The organism is Variovorax sp. F042, from assembly GCF_057814215.1.
In genome coordinates this window covers 822,342-839,028 of sequence record NZ_JBVASX010000002.1, presented here as the reverse complement: position 1 = coordinate 839,028, position 16,687 = coordinate 822,342, and the positions used below count along the sequence as shown (strand labels likewise).

Sequence of the window (16,687 nt, the reverse complement as noted above, 5' to 3'; positions counted from 1 at the left end):
CGCTGCCCTTCACAGGCCGACCGCCTTCTTGATGAGGCCGAACACGTCGGTGTTGGTGATCACGCCGGCGAAGTTGTCGGCGCCCAGGCCCTGCGCGCCGAGGAACACGTCGGCACCGCCATGGGTTTCGGAATCGCTGGCCGCATCCATCGGCACCACGGCTTCCTGCCGGTAGTCCTTGTTCTCCAGCTCGGCGTCGGAGATCGGGCCGCGGGTGGCGAGGCGGCGCGGGCCGTTGCCGAAACCGATGATGGTGTAGGGGTTGCCGTCCACGTCCTTGCTGGTCTTGCTGGTGTCGACGTAGTCCTTCACGAGGCCCAGCACGCCGGGCTTGCCCGCTTCGGTCTTGCCGGTGCGCGCGGCATAGCCGTTGAGCTGCAGCGTGTGGTCGTGGTCGGCCGTGACAACCACCAGCGTGTTCTTCAGGCCCGGATCGATGGCCTGCATCTTGTCGAGCGCGAGCTTGATGGCGTCGTCGAAGGCACCGGTGTCCTGCAGTGCGCGGCGCGCGTTGGTGGCGTGCAGAGCATGGTCGATGCGCCCGCCTTCCACCATCAGGAAGAAGCCCTTCTTGCGCGCGGCCAGCGCGTCGATGGCCTTGCCGGTCATCTCGGCCAGGCTCGGCTCCTTGGTGGCGTCGCGGTCGAGGTCGTACGCCATGTGGCTCTTGGTGAAGAGGCCGGCGATCTTGGTGGCGCCGTCGGCCGGCAGCTTGTCGAACTCGGTCTTGTTGGCGGCGAAGCTGTATTTGGCGGTCTTCAGCTCGGCGATCAGGTCGCGCTTGTCGTTGCGCTTGCCGCCGGCTTCCTTGGCGATGAAGTAGTCGGTGCCACCGCCGAAGAACACGTCGACGCCGTCACCCAGCTTGCCGTTGTAGCCCGCGCCGCCCGGCACGAGCGCGGCGGCGATGGTGTTTTCGGCGTCGCGGTGGCACACGTGCGAGTACGTGGCGGCAGGCGTGGCGTGGGTGATGCGGGTGGTGGTCACCACGCCGGTTGCGTAGCCCTTGGCCTTGCTCTGCTCCAGCAGCGTTTCAACGGCCTGGCCGTTGCCCGAGGGGCAGGTGCTGTCGAAATTGACCTGGTAGGCCTTGCCCGAGGCGTCGGCGGCCTTGGTCTCGGGGCTCATCGAGATGACTTCGTTGTTCATCTTCACGCCGGTCATGTAGGCCGACATCGAGGGGGCGCTGTCGGTTACTTGCGCGTCGTTCGAATAGGTATGGACGAAGGCCGTCTCGGGCAGCGTGTCCATCGTGAGGTCGCCGTCTTCGCCGACCTTGTAGATGCGCGCGGCGGTCATGGTGGTGATGCCCATGCCGTCGCCGAGGAAGAACAGGACGTTCTTGGGTGCCTGCGCGGCCGGCGGCGGGGTGGTCGTCGGCGGAATGAACGGCAACACGACGCCGTTGTTGTTGCTGCCGCCGCAAGCGGACAGCAGTAGTGAGGCGCCCAGCAGCGCCGGGGCAATGAAGCGTTGGGTCATGATTCCCTCGGGTGGTTGTTTGACCGGTGCACCGGGCGTGCACCATTTCTGGAGGTGAAATCTAAAGACGTCAGATGACCCGGCCGTGACGAGTTGAAAGCCGAATGAAAGTTCAGCGCTCTTGTCGAAATAAAGGCGCGAACTGTCTTCGGCGCGTCACGCACGCCGGCTAGCTGAGGCGACTACTCAGCGCGACGCGAACCAGCGCAGCGCCGCTGCGCCGGCTGCCGCGGCAAGGCCGCTCACAAGCGTGCCCCATGCCAGGTCGATGAACGACAGCGCAAGCGGCCAGTCGCGGATCACGGCGAGGTTGGTGAGGTCATAGGTGCCGTAGCAGAACAGGCCGAACAGCCCGCCCAGCAGCGCCGCCCGCGTCACGCCGCGTGCCCGCAGGCCGGGCACGATCGCGAACACCAGCAGGCCAACGGGGTAGGTGAGGTAGAACAGGGCCGCGAAGCCCAGCCGCGGATTCGGCGACATCAGATCGCCCATGGCCTGCTGGTACATGTTCTTGGCGACGAAGCCGAGCCAGAGCACGTCGAGCGCCAGCAGCACCGCGAAAGTGGCGACCCATGCAAGCAGGTGTTTGGCGTTCATGTGGGAGATCGTATCCACGCCCCCGGGGCACCTGCGAAAATCGCGCCTTTGGACTACGGCGGCATGCACCGCCGCCGACGGATATGCCCCTGCACACCACCGCCCTCGTTCTGTTCTCCGGCGGCCAGGACTCGACCACCTGCCTCGCCGATGCGCTCTCGAAGTACCAGCGCGTCGAAACCCTGGGCTTCGACTACGGGCAGCGCCACCGCGTCGAGCTCGACGTGCGCGGCACCATCCTCTCGAAGATGCGCGAGCGCTTTCCCGACTGGGCGCCGCGCCTGGGCGAAGACCATGTGCTCACGCTTGCAGCGCTGGCGCAGCTCGGCGGCTCCTCGCTCACCGAAGAGGTCGCCTTCGCCATGCAGGCCGACGGCCTGCCCAACACCTTCGTGCCCGGGCGCAACCTGTTGTTTCTCACGCTGGCCGGCGCGCTGGCCTACCGGCGCGGGCTGCAGGTGATCGTCACCGGTGTCTGCGAGACCGACTTCTCGGGCTACCCCGACTGCCGCGACGACACCATGAAGGCGATGCAGCTCGCGCTGTCGCTCGGGCTGGAGCGCCGCCTCGTCATCGAGACGCCGCTCATGTGGATCGACAAGGCCGAGACCTGGACCATGGCGCACCGTCTGGGCGGCGAGCCGCTGGTCGACCTGATCGTGGAAGAGACCCACACCTGCTACCTCGGCGACCGCGTGCACCGCCAGGCCTGGGGCTACGGTTGCGGCGAGTGCCCTGCCTGCGACCTGCGCAAGAAGGGCTGGGAGCGCTACGCCGCGGCGGGCTGAACCCCCGCTGAGGTGTTCAGCCGGTAGCGTGCGCCGCCGGCGGCGCCGTCTTCCTGCGGCACCAGCGTCCATCGCTGGTTGTGGAAGTCGCCCACGGCCGCGCGGTGCGCGATCGACACCATCGCCCCGCCGGCGGCGTGCACCGTGGCGGCGAGCCGCTTGTAGAGCACGCTCTCGGCCTGCGCATCGAGCGCGCTGGTGATCTCGTCGGCGAACAGCCATGCCGGTTTCTTGAGCAGTACCCGCGCGATGGCCAGGCGCTGCTGCTCGCCGCCGGAGAGCTTCTGGCTCCAGGCGTCGCTGTCGTCAAGGCGGCTCACGAGGTCGGGCAACAGCGCGTCGGTCAGGGCCTGGCGCAACTGGTCGTCGCTGAAGTTCGATGCGGGGTTGGGGTAGGTCAGCGCATCGCGCAGCTTGCCGTCGGGCACGTAGGGCCGCTGGGGCATGAAGGCGACGTTGTCGGGCACCTGCAGCTTGCCCTTCGAGAACGGCCAGATGCCCGCGAACGAGCGGAACAGCGTCGACTTGCCGCTGCCCGAGGGTCCTTGCAGCAGCACGCTGTCACCGGGCTTCACCGCCAGCGTGGCGCCGGCGAGCAGCGGCGTGCCGTTCGGCAGCGCGACTGCGAGGTCGTCGGTTTGCAGCATCTCCGAGGGCGCACGCTGCAGGGCGTCGTCCCGCGAGGCATGGGCCGTCATGCTGTCATCGAAGCTGGTAAGGCGGTCGGTGGTGGCGCGCCACACGGCCACGCTGTCGTAGTTGTCGACGAACCAGCTGAGCGACTCCTGCACCTTGCCGAAGGCCGAGCCGATCTGCATCAGGTGGCCGAGCTGGAACGCGCCGCCAAAGTACTGCTGCGCCGCCACGAGAAACGGAAAAATCACCGCCGCTTGCCCGAAGAACGAGGTGAAGGTGACGAGGTTCTTCTGCTGCTTGATCAGCAGCAGGTAGTTGCGCAGCACATCGCCGAAGCGCAGGTCGAGCTGGCCCCGCTCGACCTTCTCGCCGTGGTCCAGTGCGATGGCTTCGCTGTACTCCCGCACGCGCACGAGGTGGTGCCGGAAATCGGCCTCGAAGCGCTGCTGCCTGAAGTTCAGCCCGATCAGCGGACGGCCGATGAAATGCGTGACGACGGTGCCGACGATGGAATAACCCAGTGCCAGCCAAACCATCGCGCCGACGATCTGGTAGGTGGTGCCGCTGAAGGTGAACGAGAAATTGCCCGACAGCCCCCAGAGCAGGCCGATGAAGCTCAGGAGCGTGACGACGGCGTTCAACAGGCCCATTGAGAGCGTCATCGTGGAACTGGTGAAGATCTGCATGTCTTCCTGGAGGCGCTGGTCGGGGTTGTCCGGCGTGTGGCCGTCCTTGTTGGCGTAGCGCGCGAGTTCCAGGTGATAGAAGGTGCGGTCCGCCATCCAGCGCGACAGGTAGCTGCGCGTCATCCAGGTGCGCCAGCGCAGCTGCAGCAGCTGGGTTATGTAGAACTTCAGCACCTGCACCGCGATGTTGAAGAAGGCGATCCAGCCGAACACGCGCACTTCGCGCCAGAAGGTCGTCACGTCCTTGTTCTGCAGCGCGTCGTAGAAGCGCCCGTACCACTGGTTGCCCAGCACCGCCACATATACATAGAAGAGGTTGAGCGCGACGATGGCCAGCAGCATGGCGCGCGCGCGCCATTTCTCCTCGGACCGGAAGTAGGGCGCCGCGAGCGAGAAGACGCGGCGCAGTACCTGGATGAACGTGCTTGCGCGCGCGGTGACGGATGAAGACATGTGGTTTCCTCGCAGGCGCCCGTGCGGCGCCGGTCATCATGAAGAAACCATCGTAGACAAGAGTTTCTTAATCCGGCCTGAAATCGGCCTGAAACCTTGCCCAGCCTCCGAAAAACAGGCCCGTCAGTGCAACATGACCCTGGCCGCCGTCGCCAGGAAATGCGCCAGCGGCGGCGTTTGTAGCCCTTGCGCCTTCGCCTCTTCGTCCCAGAGCCGCAGCCGCACAGCGTCGCCCGACCAGCGGTGCGTGGCAAAGCGCTGCGCCGCTTCCGCGTCCATCACGCCGCCCTGCAGGGCCAGGCTGCGCACCGAATCGGGCGAGAGCTTCGAGAAATAGTCGGGCCGCGTCGCGCACAGGTAGCGCTTGGCGTCCACATGCAGGCGGATCGGCTCGCGCACTTCGATGTCGAAGGCGCCGCGCAGCAAGGGCAGTGCGATGTATTGATGGCGGTCGTCGATGCCCAGTTGGGTAGGAGACTGCGATAGCGTCTGGTGCTCGGCGATCAGCAGGTGGCCCAGGTCATGCAGCAGCGCGGCGGTGACCAGTGAATCGCTCGCGCCGGCCTGTTCCGCGAGCCAGGCGCATTGCAGCGCGTGTTCCAGCTGGGACACGGGCTCGCCCGCGTACGCGACTCCACCGCGTTCGGCGAACAGGCGGGCGATCTCGGCAAGGTCGAGTGTCATGAAAGCGAAGCGAAAACACAGGGAATAACTCCGGCAGCTTGACGCGACGCAATGACATGCGGATGACGAAGCCGCCGCGACATCGCCGGCCTAGGGTGTATTTATGGGTATTTGGGTGTTTCTGGGGCATCTGACAAATTCTTGTCACATGCCGGTGCCAGCATCGCCCGCATCGCTGAACGGCACTTGCGTACTTTCGCTTGCCTGCCCGTGTGTCCCGCATCGCGTCCTTTCTACTTTTCCCAAGAGAACCTCCACCATGCTGCATCGTCAACTCCGCTGGGCCTTCGTGCCGGCCGCCCTGTTCTCGCTGGCTTTTGCCGCATCGGCCCAGGGCCGCACCGAGCTGCTGGTCTACACCGCGCTCGAAGCCGACCAGGTGCAGGCCTACAAGGCCGCATTCGAAAAGGAGAACCCGAGCATCGAGCTGAAGTTCGTGCGCGACTCGACCGGTATCGTCACCGCCAAGCTGCTGGCCGAAAAGGCCAACCCGCAGGCCGACGTGGTGTGGGGCCTGGCCGCCACCTCGCTGATGCTGCTCGACAAGGAAGGCATGCTCCAGCCTTACGCGCCCAAGGGCCTGGACGCCATCAAGCCGACCATGCGCGATGCGGCCAACCCGCCCAAGTGGGTCGGCATGGACGTGTGGTCCTCGGCCATCTGCTTCAACACCGCCGAAGCGCAGAAGAAGAACCTGCCCAAGCCCACCAGCTGGGCCGACCTGACCAACCCGGTCTACAAGGGCCAGATCACCATGCCCAACCCGGCCGCCTCGGGCACCGGCTACCTGATGGTGTCGGGCTGGATCCAGATGATGGGTGAAGAAAAGGCGTGGAAGTACATGGACGCGCTGCACCAGAACATCGGCATCTACAGCCAGTCGGGCAGCAAGCCCTGCCGCCAGGCCGGCGCCGGCGAGTTCGCGCTCGGCATGTCCTTCGAATACCGCGCCAACAAGACCAAGCGCGACGGCGCTCCCATCGACATCGTGCTGCCGAAGGAAGGCCTGGGCTGGGACATGGAAGCCACCGGCATCATGAAGACCAGCAAGAAGCAGGACGCAGCCAAGGCGCTGGCCGACTGGGCCGTGACCAAGCAGGCCAACGAGTTGTATGCCAAGAACTTCGCTGTGCTCGCGCTGCCGGGCATCCAGGAAAAGCTTGAATTCGTGCCGGGCGACGTCGAGAAGCTGCTCGCCAAGAACGACTTCAACTGGGCGGCAGCCAACCGCGACCGCATCCTGACGGAATGGTCGAAGCGCTACGAGTCCAAGTCGGAAAAGAAGCCGCTTTGATCCTGTCGTTGAAGCCAAGCGGTACCCGGTCATGACGAGCAGCAGCTTTCTTTCACTTCGCGGCATCGGCAAGGCCTTTGGCGCCACACGCGTGCTCGACGGCATCGATCTCGACATCGAGCCCGGCGAGTTCGTGTGCCTGCTCGGCCCCTCGGGCTGCGGCAAGACCACGCTGCTGCGCATCGTCTGCGGCATCGAGCGCGCCGACAGCGGCCAGATCCTGCTCGGCGGCCAGGACATCGCGGGCCTGCCGCCCGCGGCGCGCGGATTCGGCGTGGTGTTCCAGTCGTACGCACTGTTCCCCAACCTGACGGCCGCGCAGAACATCGCCTACGGCCTGCACCCCACGGGCGCACTGGCCCGCGAGATGGCCAAGCGCTCGCGCGAGATGCTCGACCTCGTCGGCCTGGCCGCGCATGCCGACAAATACCCCGTCCAGCTCTCGGGCGGACAGCAGCAGCGCATTGCACTGGCGCGTGCGCTTGCGCCTAACCCGCGCCTGCTGCTGCTCGACGAGCCGCTCTCCGCGCTCGACGCGCAGGTGCGCGCCAGCCTGCGCAGCGAAATCCGCGCGCTGCAGAAGCGCCTGGGCATCGTCACCATCATGGTCACGCACGACCAGGAAGAAGCCCTCTCGATGGCCGACCGCGTGGTGCTGATGCACAACGGCCGCATCGAGCAGGCGGGCACGCCCGACGAGTTGTACCGCCAGCCGCGTACCCGCTTCGTGGCGGGCTTCGTGGGCCGCATGAACATGCTGCCGGCCACCGTGCTGGCCGACGGCAAGGTGCGCGTGCGCGACAGCGAGCTGTTCTGTGCGCCCGGCAGCCTCAGCGTCGGTTCGCAGGCAACCGTGGGCATCCGGCCCGAGCACGTGGTCGTGAAGCGCTTCGGCACCGAGCTCGGCGCCAACAGCTTTGCGGCACGCCTGCTCGACACCGAGTTCTTCGGCAACCGCACCTCGGCCCGCCTGGCCTGCGAGCCGCTTGGCATCGAGATCGAGGCCGAGTTGCCCGCCGATGCGCGCGGCGGCGGCAGCGATCCGCTGGTGCCTAGCAGCATGGTGCATATCCAGCTGCCCCTGAACGCGCTGTCGGTCCTGGCGAACTGAGCATGAGCAGTTCTCCCGACGCCATCGCCGTTGTGCCGGTGGTGGTGGCGCGTGGCAGCGCATTCGACCGCGAGCGCTGGCTGACGGGCGCGGCCGTGTTGCTGGTCGTGCTGCTGCTGGTGGTGATCGTCGCGTTGCCGGTCGGCGCATTGGTCGGCCAGAGCTTCTTCGACCACGCGGGCGCGTTCGTGGGCCTTGCCAATTTCGCGCGCTACCTCGACAACCCGGCGCTGGTGCAGTCGGCCTTCAACAGCCTGGGGCTCGCGGCCCTCAGCGCCGTGATCTGCACGGGCATCGCCTACGTGTACGCCTACGGGCTCACGCTGTCGTGCATGCCGGCCAAGGGCCTGCTGCGCGCGGTGGCGCTGGTGCCGCTGCTCGCGCCTTCGCTGCTGCCCGCGATCAGCCTCGTCTACCTGTTCGGCAACCAGGGCCTGTTCAAGGGGCTGCTGGGCGGCGCGTCCATTTACGGCCCGCTGGGTATCGTGCTCGGCTCGGTGTTCTGGACGCTGCCGCATGCGCTGCTGATCCTCACCACCGCCATGGCCACTTCCGACGGCCGGCTCTACGAGGCCGCGCAGACGCTGGGCGCCTCGCGCTGGCGCATCTTCCGCACGGTGACGCTGCCGGCCTCGCGCTACGGCCTCATCGTGGCCGCGATGGTCGTGTTCGTGCTGGTCATCACCGACTTCGGCGTGCCGAAGGTGGTGGGCGGGCAGACCGGCGTGCTCGCGACCGACATCTACAAGCAGGTGGTCGGGCAGCAGAACTTCCAGATGGGCGCTGTGGTCGGCCTCGTGCTGCTGATTCCGGCGGTGCTGTCGTTCCTGGTCGAGCGCCATGTGCGCAGCAAGCAGGCGGCGGCGCTGTCGGCGCGTGCCACGCCCTATCAGCCCGAGCCTATGAAGGTGCGCGACCGCGCACTGCTGGCCTTCTGCGTGCTCACGGCCTGCGGCATCCTCGTGATGATCGGCATGGCGGTGTTCGCCTCGCTGGCCACCTTCTGGCCCTACAACCTCGTGCCGTCGTTCAAGAACTACGACTTCAGCAACATGGACGGGGGCGGCTGGGGCAGCTACTTCAACTCGCTGCGGCTGGCTGTGAGCGCGGCAGTGGCGGGTGCATTCATCACGTTCATCTCGGCCTATTTCGTCGAGAAGCCGCGCCACTTCGGCCTGCTGCGCGAACTGCTGAACCTGCTGGCCAACCTGCCGCTCGCGGTGCCAGGGCTGGTGCTGGGTGTGGGCTACATCTTCTTCTTCATCTCGCCTTCGAACCCGCTGCGTGCCATCTACGGCAGCATGACCATCCTCGTGGTGTGCACGGTGGCGCACTTCTTCTCGGTGGCGCACCTGACTTCGCTCACGGCGCTGCGCCAGCTCGACCGCGAATACGAGCTGGTGTCCGAGTCGATGGGCGTGCCGTTCTGGCGCACGCTGTGGCGCGTGCACCTGCCGGTGGCGCTGCCGACCGTGCTGAACGTGGGCGGCTATTTCTTCGTCAACGCGATGACGACCGTGTCGGCCGTCGTGTTCCTCTATTCGCCGCAGACCACGCTCGCAGCCATCGCCGTGCTCAACATGGACGACGCCGGCGACGTCGCGCCCGCCGCTGCCATGGCTTCGCTGATCATGCTCACCGCCGCCATCGGCCGGGGCGTGTTCGCGCTGGCGGGGCAGTGGGCGCTCAAGCGCACCCAGGCCTGGAGACAACGGTGATCACCACCCCCGCACACGACCCCGACAGCTTCGATCTCATCGTGGTCGGCGCTGGCATCGTCGGCCTGGCCCACGCCTACAGCGCCGTGCAGCGCGGCCTCAAGGTCTGCGTGATCGAGCGCGACGCAGCCTGCATCGGCGCTTCGATCCGCAACTTCGGCTTCATCACCATCACCGGCCAGGCGCCGGGCGACATGTGGCGCCGCGCGATGCATTCCCGCGGTGTGTGGAACGAGGTCGCGCCGCAGGCCGGCATCGAGGTCGTGCACCGCAACCTCTGGCTCGCGGCCTATCGCCCCGAGGCGCACGACGTGCTCGAAGCCTTCATGCGCACGCCGATGGGCAAGGGCTGCGAACTGCTCGACGCCGCCGATGCGCAGGCCAAGGCGCCGGCGCTGAGCTTGGCGGATGCGCGCTCGGTGCTTTTCAGCCCGCACGAACTGCGCGTCGAATCGCGCACCGCCATCGGCCTGCTGACCAAATGGCTGGCCGAGGCGCACGGCGTGACCTTCCGTTTCAGCGAAGCCGTGCTCGAAGTCGAAACGCCCCGCGTGCGCACTTCGCGCGGCACGCTGCATGCCGAGCGCGTGGTGGTCTGCACCAACACCGATCTGCACGGCCTGTTCGCTGGCCGTATTGCCGCGCACGACCTCACGCTGTGCCGCCTGCAGATGCTGCGCGTGAAGCCTGAAGCGGGCTACCGTTTGCCCGGCTCCGTGATGATGGACCTGAGCCTCGTGCGCTACGAGGGCTACAGCACGCTGCCAGAGGCCGCCGCGCTGCGCGCGCGCCTGCAGCAGGAAGAGGCCGCATCGCTCGCTCACGGCATCCACCTGATCGTGGTGCAGAGCGCCGACGGCTCGCTGGTGGTCGGCGACTCGCACCACTACGCCGACGCACCCGAGCCCTTCGCGATGGAGGAGGTCGACCAGCTCATCCTGAGCCACCTGCGCAGCACGCTGAACCTCGACGCCGCGCAGATCACCGAGCGCTGGACCGGCGTGTACCCCTCATCGAAGACCACGCCCTGCGTGATCGACGCGCCCGACGACGCGACGCGCGTGGTGCTGGTCACCAGCGGCAGTGGGGCGAGCACCGGTTTCGGCATCGCGCACGACGTCTTCAACGCCTGGTGACGGCTGCAGGGCCGTTGCCTTCCTTCCGAACCTCTTCATCTCAGCCGCCATGAACGCCCACAACCACTCCCAGCTCCAGGCCGTCGTCTTCGACTGGGCCGGCACCATCCTCGATTTCGGCTCCTGCGCCCCCATGGGTGCCTTCGTGAAGCTGTTCGAGCAGTTCGGCATAGACATCACCATCGCCGAGGCGCGCGGACCGATGGGCGTGGCCAAGTGGGACCACATCAAGGCGCTGGGCACGCTGCCGCGCATCAATGCCCAGTGGGAAGCAAAGCACGGCCATGCGTTCAACGACGCCGATGCCGACAAGCTGTATGAAATCTTCACGCCCATGAACGCAGCCAGCGCACGCGACCATGCCGACTTCATTCCGGGCGCGCTCGAGGCCGTCGGCGTGCTGCGCCAGCGCGGCCTGAAGATCGGCTCGACCACCGGCTACAACCGCCTGATCATGGAAGTGGTCGCGCCCATCGCCGCGGCCGGCGGTTATGCGCCCGACAACCTCGTGTGCGGCGGCGACCTCGCCGAAGGCCGCCCGTCGCCGCTCATGATGTACCGCTGCTTCGCCGACCTCGGTGTGTGGCCGCCGCACACCGTGGTGAAGGTCGACGACACCGGCGTTGGCCTGCAGGAAGGCCTCAACGCGGGCACCTGGGCCGTGGGCGTGGCTGTCAGTGGCAACGTGAACGGTCTCACGCTGGCCGAATGGCAGGCGCTCGATGAAGGCCAGCAGCAAGAACGTCGCGCACGCGCCACCGCCGAACTCGAAGCGGCCGGCGCGCATTACGTGATCGACAGCGTGGCCGACCTGCCGCAGGTGCTGGAAGACATCGAACGCCGGCTGCAGCGCGGCGAGCGGCCTGTCGTCGCCTGACCTGTAGCCAGAAGCGGCAGCGTCCGACTTGACGCACGCCTTCGCGGGCATAGCATGCCTGCCATGATGAGAAGCACAAGCCTTGTTCTTCTTCTGTTCTGCGTGGGCCTGCTGACGGCCGCGTGCGACGACAGGCCGAAGCCGGGTGGCCCCATGCCGAAGGCTTCGATGAGCTTTGTCGCCACACCCGCGCCATTCGCACACTGAGCCAATGCCGAGCCTGAAGGTGGTTTGACACCACCGGGCTCTATGCGTGCCTCGCGTTTCCGCGTCACGGGGTATCCTCGTCGCGGAGACAAAAATGAAGACAAACGAGACAACCACCCATCAGGCGGATTCACGCTACGCCATGGTGCGCCTGGGCCTCACGCTGCTCGTCATGACGGTCGGCAGCAGCGGCATGTACGTGGTGTCGGTGATGCTGCCCGCGGTGCAGGCCGAGTTCGGCGTCGCGCGTGCCGACGCCTCGCTGCCCTACACGCTGCTGATGCTGGGCTTCGGCTTCGGCGGCGTGCTGATGGGCAAGCTGGCCGACCGCGTCGGCGTGATGCGGCCGCTGCTGATGGGCTCCGTGTTTCTCGGTGCGGGGTACATCGTGACTGGCCTCTCGGGCGGCATCGTGTCCTTCACCATCGCGCAGGCATTGTTGGTCGGCCTGCTCGGCAGCTCGGTGGCTTTTGCGCCGCTGGTGGCCGACACCTCGCTGTGGTTCGTCAAGCGGCGCGGCATCGCGGTGGCGGTGTGCGCGAGCGGCAACTACCTCGCGGGCGCGGTGTGGCCACCGATCGCGCAGCACTTCGTCGAAACGGTGGGCTGGCGCCAGACCTATATCGGCATGGGCATCTTCTGCGGGCTGACGATGGCGCTGCTTGCCCTGTTCTTCCGCACGCGGCCGCCTGCGCTGGCTGATGCACCGCCCGCCAACGCTTCGAACAGGGCCGCGGTGCGCGACATGAAGCGGCCTTTCGGCCTGAGCATGGGTGCGGCACAGAGCCTGTTGTGCGTGGCCGGCGTGGCCTGCTGCGTGGCGATGGCAATGCCGCAGGTGCACATCGTGGCCTACTGCGGCGACCTGGGCTACGGGCCGGCGCAGGGCGCGATGATGCTGTCGCTGATGCTGGGCTTCGGCATCGTGAGCCGGCTGGTGTCGGGCGCCATCTGCGACCGCATCGGCGGGCTGCGCACGCTGCTGCTTGGCGGCTTGCTGCAGTGCGTGGCACTGCTGCTGTTTTTGCCTTTCGACGGGCTGGTGCCGCTCTACGTGATCTCGGCGCTGTTCGGGCTGTTCCAGGGCGGCATCGTGCCGTCGTACGCAATCATCGTGCGCGAGCACTTTCCGCCGAAGGAGGCGGGCGCGCGCGTGGGCACGGTGCTGATGTTCACGCTTTTCGGCATGGCGCTGGGCGGGTGGATGTCGGGCAAGGTGTTCGACCTCACGGGCAGCTACCACGCGGCCTTTCTGAACGGCATCGGCTGGAACCTGGTGAACGTGAGCATCGCGGCTTTCCTGCTGTTCAGGACGCTTCGGCAGCCAGCCGGCCGAGTGTCTGCATCGCCTGCTCGCTGAGCGCGCTCCACGGGTGGCCGTAGTTCAGCCGCAGGCAGTTGGTGAAGGCGCGCGTGGCCGAGAAGATCGGCCCGGGCGCGACGCTGATGCCGAGCTCCAGCGCCTTGCGGTGAATCTCCAGCGCGTTCGCGCGCGCCGGCAGCTCGACCCACAGGAAGTAACCGCCCAGCGGCCGCGTCGCGCGCGTGCCCGGCGGAAAGTAATGGCCCACGGCCTGCGCGAAGGTGGCCTGCTGCATCGCCAGCGTCTGCCGCAGCTTGCGCAAATGCTTGTCGAGCCCGCCTTTTTCGAGATAGCCAGCTAGCGCCAGCTGCGCGGGCGCCGAGGTGCTGAGCGTGGTCGTGAGCTTCTGCCGCGCGACCTTGCGCGCGAAGCGGCCGGCCGAGGTCCAGCCGATGCGATAGCCGGGTGCCAGGCACTTCGAGAACGACGAGCAGTGCAGCACCAGCCCCTGTGTGTCGAAGGCCTTGGCTGGCGCGGGACGGCGCTCTCCGAAGTAGAGCTCGGCGTATACGTCGTCCTCGATCAGCGGCAGTTCGTGCCGCGCGAGCAGTTCCACCAGTGCCTTCTTCTTCGCATCGGGCATCAGGCTGCCCAGCGGGTTCTGGAAGGTGGTCATGAGCCAGCACGCGGTGGGCTTGTGTGCCGCGATGGCCAGCTCCAGCGCTTCGAGGTCGATGCCTTCGCCCGGATGCGTCGGCACCTCGATGGCCCGCAGGCCCATGCGCTCCAGCGCCTGCAGCGCGGCATAGAAAGTTGGCGACTCGACGATCACCGCGTCGCCCGGCCGCGTGACCGCCGCGAGGCAGAGGTTGAGCGCTTCGAGTGCGCCGTTGGTAATGACGATCTCGTCGGCCGGCACTGGCATGCCGTCGGCCAGGTAGCGCAGCGCGATCTGCCGGCGCAGCGCCGCGCTGCCGGGCGTGAGGTCGTCCACCGTGCTCCATGGGTCGAGCGACTTGGCACTGGCGGCCATGAACTGCCCGAGTCGCGCCAGCGGAAACAGCAAGGGGCTCGGAAAGGCCGAGCCGAAAGGCACGACCTTGCGCGACATGCTGGCCTCGAGGATGTCGAACACCTTGTCACTCACGTCGAGCGACAGCGGCCCGTCTGCCGGGCGCGAGGTGTGGGTGGACTCGGGCGGCGCATCGCGAAGGCCGCCTCCAGCCACGTAGTAGCCCGAGCGGTCGCGTGCACGCACCAGGCCGCGCGCCTCCAGCAGGTAGTAGGCCTGGAACACGGTCGATGCGCTGACCCCGCGGCTCTGCCCGGTGTGGCGCACCGAGGGCAGGCGGTCGCCGGTCTTCAGGGTGCCGTTGCGGATCGAGGCCTCGATGTCGGCGGCCAGGGCTTCATATCGCTTCATCGCGGGGTGTTCTTCATTCGGCAGCACTTTATCTGCACCGGTCAATTGGTGCGGATCTGCATCTGTTTTTTCTGGCCCGACTGGGCCACACTCGACCCCATGTCGAATCTCATGCGCGCGGTGCGCGCCGTTCTCTGGAGTTTCATCGGGCTGGGTGGCCGCCGCGCCGACGCCGACAAGCGGACCGCGCAAGTCGGCATCCTGCCGCTGATCGGCGTGGCATTCGTGATGGTGCTGCTGCTGATCGCGGGGCTGCTGGCGCTGGCGCACTACGCTGCCGGTACATGAAGCTGCACATTCGCCTCGTCGTTGCCGGGCTGCTGCTCGCCGTGCAGGGCATGGCGGGCGCCGCGACGCCGGCCACGGTGCCCGACACCATCGAGCAGCGCGTGGCCGCCTGCATCGCCTGCCATGGCCGCGAGGGCGCGACCACCAATGCGGGCTACTTTCCGCGTCTGGCGGGCAAGCCGGCCGGCTACCTGTTCAACCAGCTCGTGAGCTTCAGGGACGGCCGGCGCTTCAACAGCGACATGGCGTACATGGTGCAGCACCTGTCGGATGCGTACCTGCGCGAGATGGCCGAGTACTTTGCCGGGCTGCAGCTGCCTTATCCGCCGATTTCCCCCACCAGCGATGCAACGCCCGAACAGCTTCAGCGCGGCCGCCAGCTCGTGCGCGAAGGCGATGCGGCGCGCGGCATACCCGCCTGCGTGCAATGCCATGGCGCGGCGCTCACGGGCGTGCAGCCGGCCATTCCGGGGCTGCTGGGGCTGCCGCGGCTCTATGTGTCGTCGCAGCTCGGCGCCTGGCTCACGAGCGAGCGGCATGCGCTGCCGCCCGACTGCATGGCCGACGTCGGCCGGCGCATGAGCACCGCCGACATCAACGCCGTTGCGAGCTGGCTTGCCGTGCAGCCGATGCCGGCCGACACGAAGCCCGCGGCCTCGCTGCCCGCGCCGCTGCCGGTGACTTGCGGCGGCATGCCGAAGTGACGGAGCAGCGCCCATGAAACTCCGACACCTGGCCTGGACGCTGCTGGCGCTGATCGTGCTCGGCGCAGCCGCCGCCGGCGGCATCGTGGCCATGAACCTGCGCGGCGAAGACCCGCTGCCCGCGCAAGCCGAAGCCTTCGCCGCCACGCCGCAACTGGTCGAGCGCGGACGCTACCTCGCGCTGGCCGGCAACTGCGCGGGCTGCCACACCACGCGCGGCGGCCAGCCCTATGCGGGCGGCCTGCCGATCGAAACGCCCTTCGGCACCATCTATTCGAGCAACCTCACGCCCGACGACAAGGCCGGCATCGGCGGCTGGAGCAGCGCGCACTTCTGGCGCGCGATGCACAACGGCCGCAGCAAGGACGGGCGGCTGCTGTACCCGGCGTTTCCGTACCCCAACTTCACGCAGGTGACGCGCGAGGATTCGGACGCGATCTACGCCTATCTGCGCAGCGTGCCGCCCGCAGCCGAGCCCAACAAGGCGCACCGGCTGCGCTTCCCCTACGACACGCAGGCGGCACTGGCCGTGTGGCGCGTGCTGTCGTTCAAGCCCGAGCCCTTCGTGGCCAATGCCGGCAAGCCGGCCGAATGGAACCGGGGTGCCTACCTGGTCAACGGTTTGGGCCATTGCATCGCCTGCCACGGCAGTCGCAATTCGCTGGGTGCGACCGAAACCAGGCTGGGCCTTTCGGGCGGCCTCATCGCCGTCGAGAACTGGTACGCACCTTCGCTCAACGATCCGCATGAAGCCGGCGTGGCCGACTGGCCCGCGGCCGACGTGGTGGCGCTGCTCAAGAGCGGTGTCGCACCGCGCGGCTCGGTCATGGGCCCGATGGCCGATGTGGTGTTCCGCAGCACGCAGTACCTGAGCGAAGCCGACCTGACGGCCATGGCGAGCTATCTGAAGGACCTGCCCGACGCGCCGAAGCCCGAGGCCGACGCCGTTATCGCGAAGGCCCCCATCCGCCGCGATGCCGGCACGATGACGCGCGGCGCGAAGATCTATGACCAGCGCTGTGCCTACTGCCATGGCGACCAGGGGCAGGGCGCGGCAGGCGCCTACCCCCCGCTCGCGGGCAACCGCGCAGTCAACATGGCGCGGCCCACCAACCTGATCCAGGTGATCGCACATGGCGGCTTCCTGCCCTCGACCCCCGGCAATCCGCGTCCCTACGGCATGCCGCCGTTCGGCCAGACGCTGGATGCGGCCGAGGTCGCGGCCGTGCTCACCTACGTGCGCGGTTCGTGGGGCAACGACAGCGCGCCCGTCACGCAGCTGGACACCATGCGCCGCTGA

15 protein-coding genes are annotated in these 16,687 nt (G+C 67.4%); 10 read left to right on the top strand and 5 right to left on the bottom strand.

Translation table 11 applies throughout. The features are described 5' to 3' along the window. Positions 1-9: 9 nt before the first annotated feature. On the bottom strand, positions 10-1,482 hold the full coding sequence (locus tag ACZYSP_RS12405) for an alkaline phosphatase (RefSeq protein ID WP_426391596.1): 1,473 nt from the start codon (positions 1,480-1,482) through the stop codon (positions 10-12). A gap of 186 nt (positions 1,483-1,668) precedes the next feature. Then, positions 1,669-2,079, bottom strand: coding sequence for a DUF2177 family protein (locus tag ACZYSP_RS12400; RefSeq protein ID WP_093075993.1), 411 nt, complete (start codon positions 2,077-2,079; stop codon positions 1,669-1,671). Between the two features lie 83 nt (positions 2,080-2,162). On the opposite strand from ACZYSP_RS12400, the gene queC reads away from it, so the two are divergent. After that, positions 2,163-2,867: a 7-cyano-7-deazaguanine synthase QueC gene (gene queC / locus ACZYSP_RS12395; protein ID WP_093048241.1), complete on the top strand. Its 705-nt coding sequence runs from the start codon at positions 2,163-2,165 to the stop codon at positions 2,865-2,867. Here queC and ACZYSP_RS12390 read toward each other — a convergent pair. Together ACZYSP_RS12390 and ACZYSP_RS12385 are read right to left on the bottom strand one after the other, a co-directional pair. Next, complete coding sequence (locus tag ACZYSP_RS12390; protein ID WP_489014387.1) at positions 2,849-4,642, bottom strand: ABC transporter ATP-binding protein/permease; 1,794 nt, start codon at positions 4,640-4,642, stop codon at positions 2,849-2,851. The two genes, queC and ACZYSP_RS12390, sit on opposite strands and share 19 nt — an antisense overlap. A gap of 123 nt (positions 4,643-4,765) precedes the next feature. Next, on the bottom strand, positions 4,766-5,326 hold the full coding sequence (locus ACZYSP_RS12385) for a phosphonate degradation HD-domain oxygenase (protein WP_093048247.1): 561 nt from the start codon (positions 5,324-5,326) through the stop codon (positions 4,766-4,768). Between the two features lie 259 nt (positions 5,327-5,585). Between ACZYSP_RS12385 and ACZYSP_RS12380 the strand changes: the two genes are divergently transcribed. The 6 genes from ACZYSP_RS12380 (at position 5,586) to ACZYSP_RS12355 (ending at position 13,029) form a co-directional block, all read left to right on the top strand. Further along, a complete protein-coding gene (locus ACZYSP_RS12380) occupies positions 5,586-6,620 on the top strand; it encodes a putative 2-aminoethylphosphonate ABC transporter substrate-binding protein (RefSeq protein ID WP_093048250.1) in 1,035 nt (344 codons plus the stop codon). Positions 6,621-6,651: 31 nt separating this feature from the next. Beyond that, on the top strand, positions 6,652-7,731 hold the full coding sequence (locus tag ACZYSP_RS12375; protein WP_489014384.1) for an ABC transporter ATP-binding protein: 1,080 nt from the start codon (positions 6,652-6,654) through the stop codon (positions 7,729-7,731). A gap of 2 nt (positions 7,732-7,733) precedes the next feature. Continuing rightward, entirely contained in the window at positions 7,734-9,449 is a 1,716-nt protein-coding gene (locus ACZYSP_RS12370; RefSeq protein WP_489014382.1) for a putative 2-aminoethylphosphonate ABC transporter permease subunit, read from the top strand. Then, a complete protein-coding gene (locus ACZYSP_RS12365) occupies positions 9,446-10,585 on the top strand; it encodes a TIGR03364 family FAD-dependent oxidoreductase (RefSeq protein ID WP_489014380.1) in 1,140 nt (379 codons plus the stop codon). The genes ACZYSP_RS12370 and ACZYSP_RS12365 overlap by 4 nt, the downstream gene beginning before the upstream one ends. 49 nt (positions 10,586-10,634) lie before the next feature. Continuing rightward, positions 10,635-11,462 carry a phosphonoacetaldehyde hydrolase gene (gene phnX / locus ACZYSP_RS12360; RefSeq protein WP_489014378.1) on the top strand — a complete coding sequence of 276 codons (828 nt, stop codon included), beginning with the start codon at positions 10,635-10,637 and terminating at the stop codon, positions 11,460-11,462. Between the two features lie 301 nt (positions 11,463-11,763). Continuing rightward, positions 11,764-13,029, top strand: coding sequence for an MFS transporter (locus ACZYSP_RS12355; protein WP_489014376.1), 1,266 nt, complete (start codon positions 11,764-11,766; stop codon positions 13,027-13,029). Here the strand turns inward: ACZYSP_RS12355 and ACZYSP_RS12350 are convergent. Continuing rightward, the gene (locus ACZYSP_RS12350) at positions 12,977-14,395 is read right to left on the bottom strand and encodes an aminotransferase-like domain-containing protein (RefSeq protein WP_489014374.1); all 1,419 of its coding nucleotides are present in this window, start codon (positions 14,393-14,395) and stop codon (positions 12,977-12,979) included. The two genes, ACZYSP_RS12355 and ACZYSP_RS12350, sit on opposite strands and share 53 nt — an antisense overlap. Positions 14,396-14,494: 99 nt before the next feature. On the opposite strand from ACZYSP_RS12350, the gene ACZYSP_RS12345 reads away from it, so the two are divergent. The 3 genes from ACZYSP_RS12345 to ACZYSP_RS12335 are packed head-to-tail and all read left to right on the top strand — an operon-like array spanning position 14,495 to position 16,687. Continuing rightward, entirely contained in the window at positions 14,495-14,683 is a 189-nt protein-coding gene (locus ACZYSP_RS12345) for a DUF2970 domain-containing protein (RefSeq protein WP_093050271.1), read from the top strand. Continuing rightward, positions 14,680-15,387 carry a c-type cytochrome gene (locus tag ACZYSP_RS12340; RefSeq protein WP_489014371.1) on the top strand — a complete coding sequence of 236 codons (708 nt, stop codon included), beginning with the start codon at positions 14,680-14,682 and terminating at the stop codon, positions 15,385-15,387. Before ACZYSP_RS12345 ends, ACZYSP_RS12340 begins: the two co-directional genes overlap by 4 nt. Before the next feature lie 13 nt (positions 15,388-15,400). After that, positions 15,401-16,687, top strand: coding sequence for a c-type cytochrome (locus ACZYSP_RS12335; RefSeq protein ID WP_489014369.1), 1,287 nt, complete (start codon positions 15,401-15,403; stop codon positions 16,685-16,687).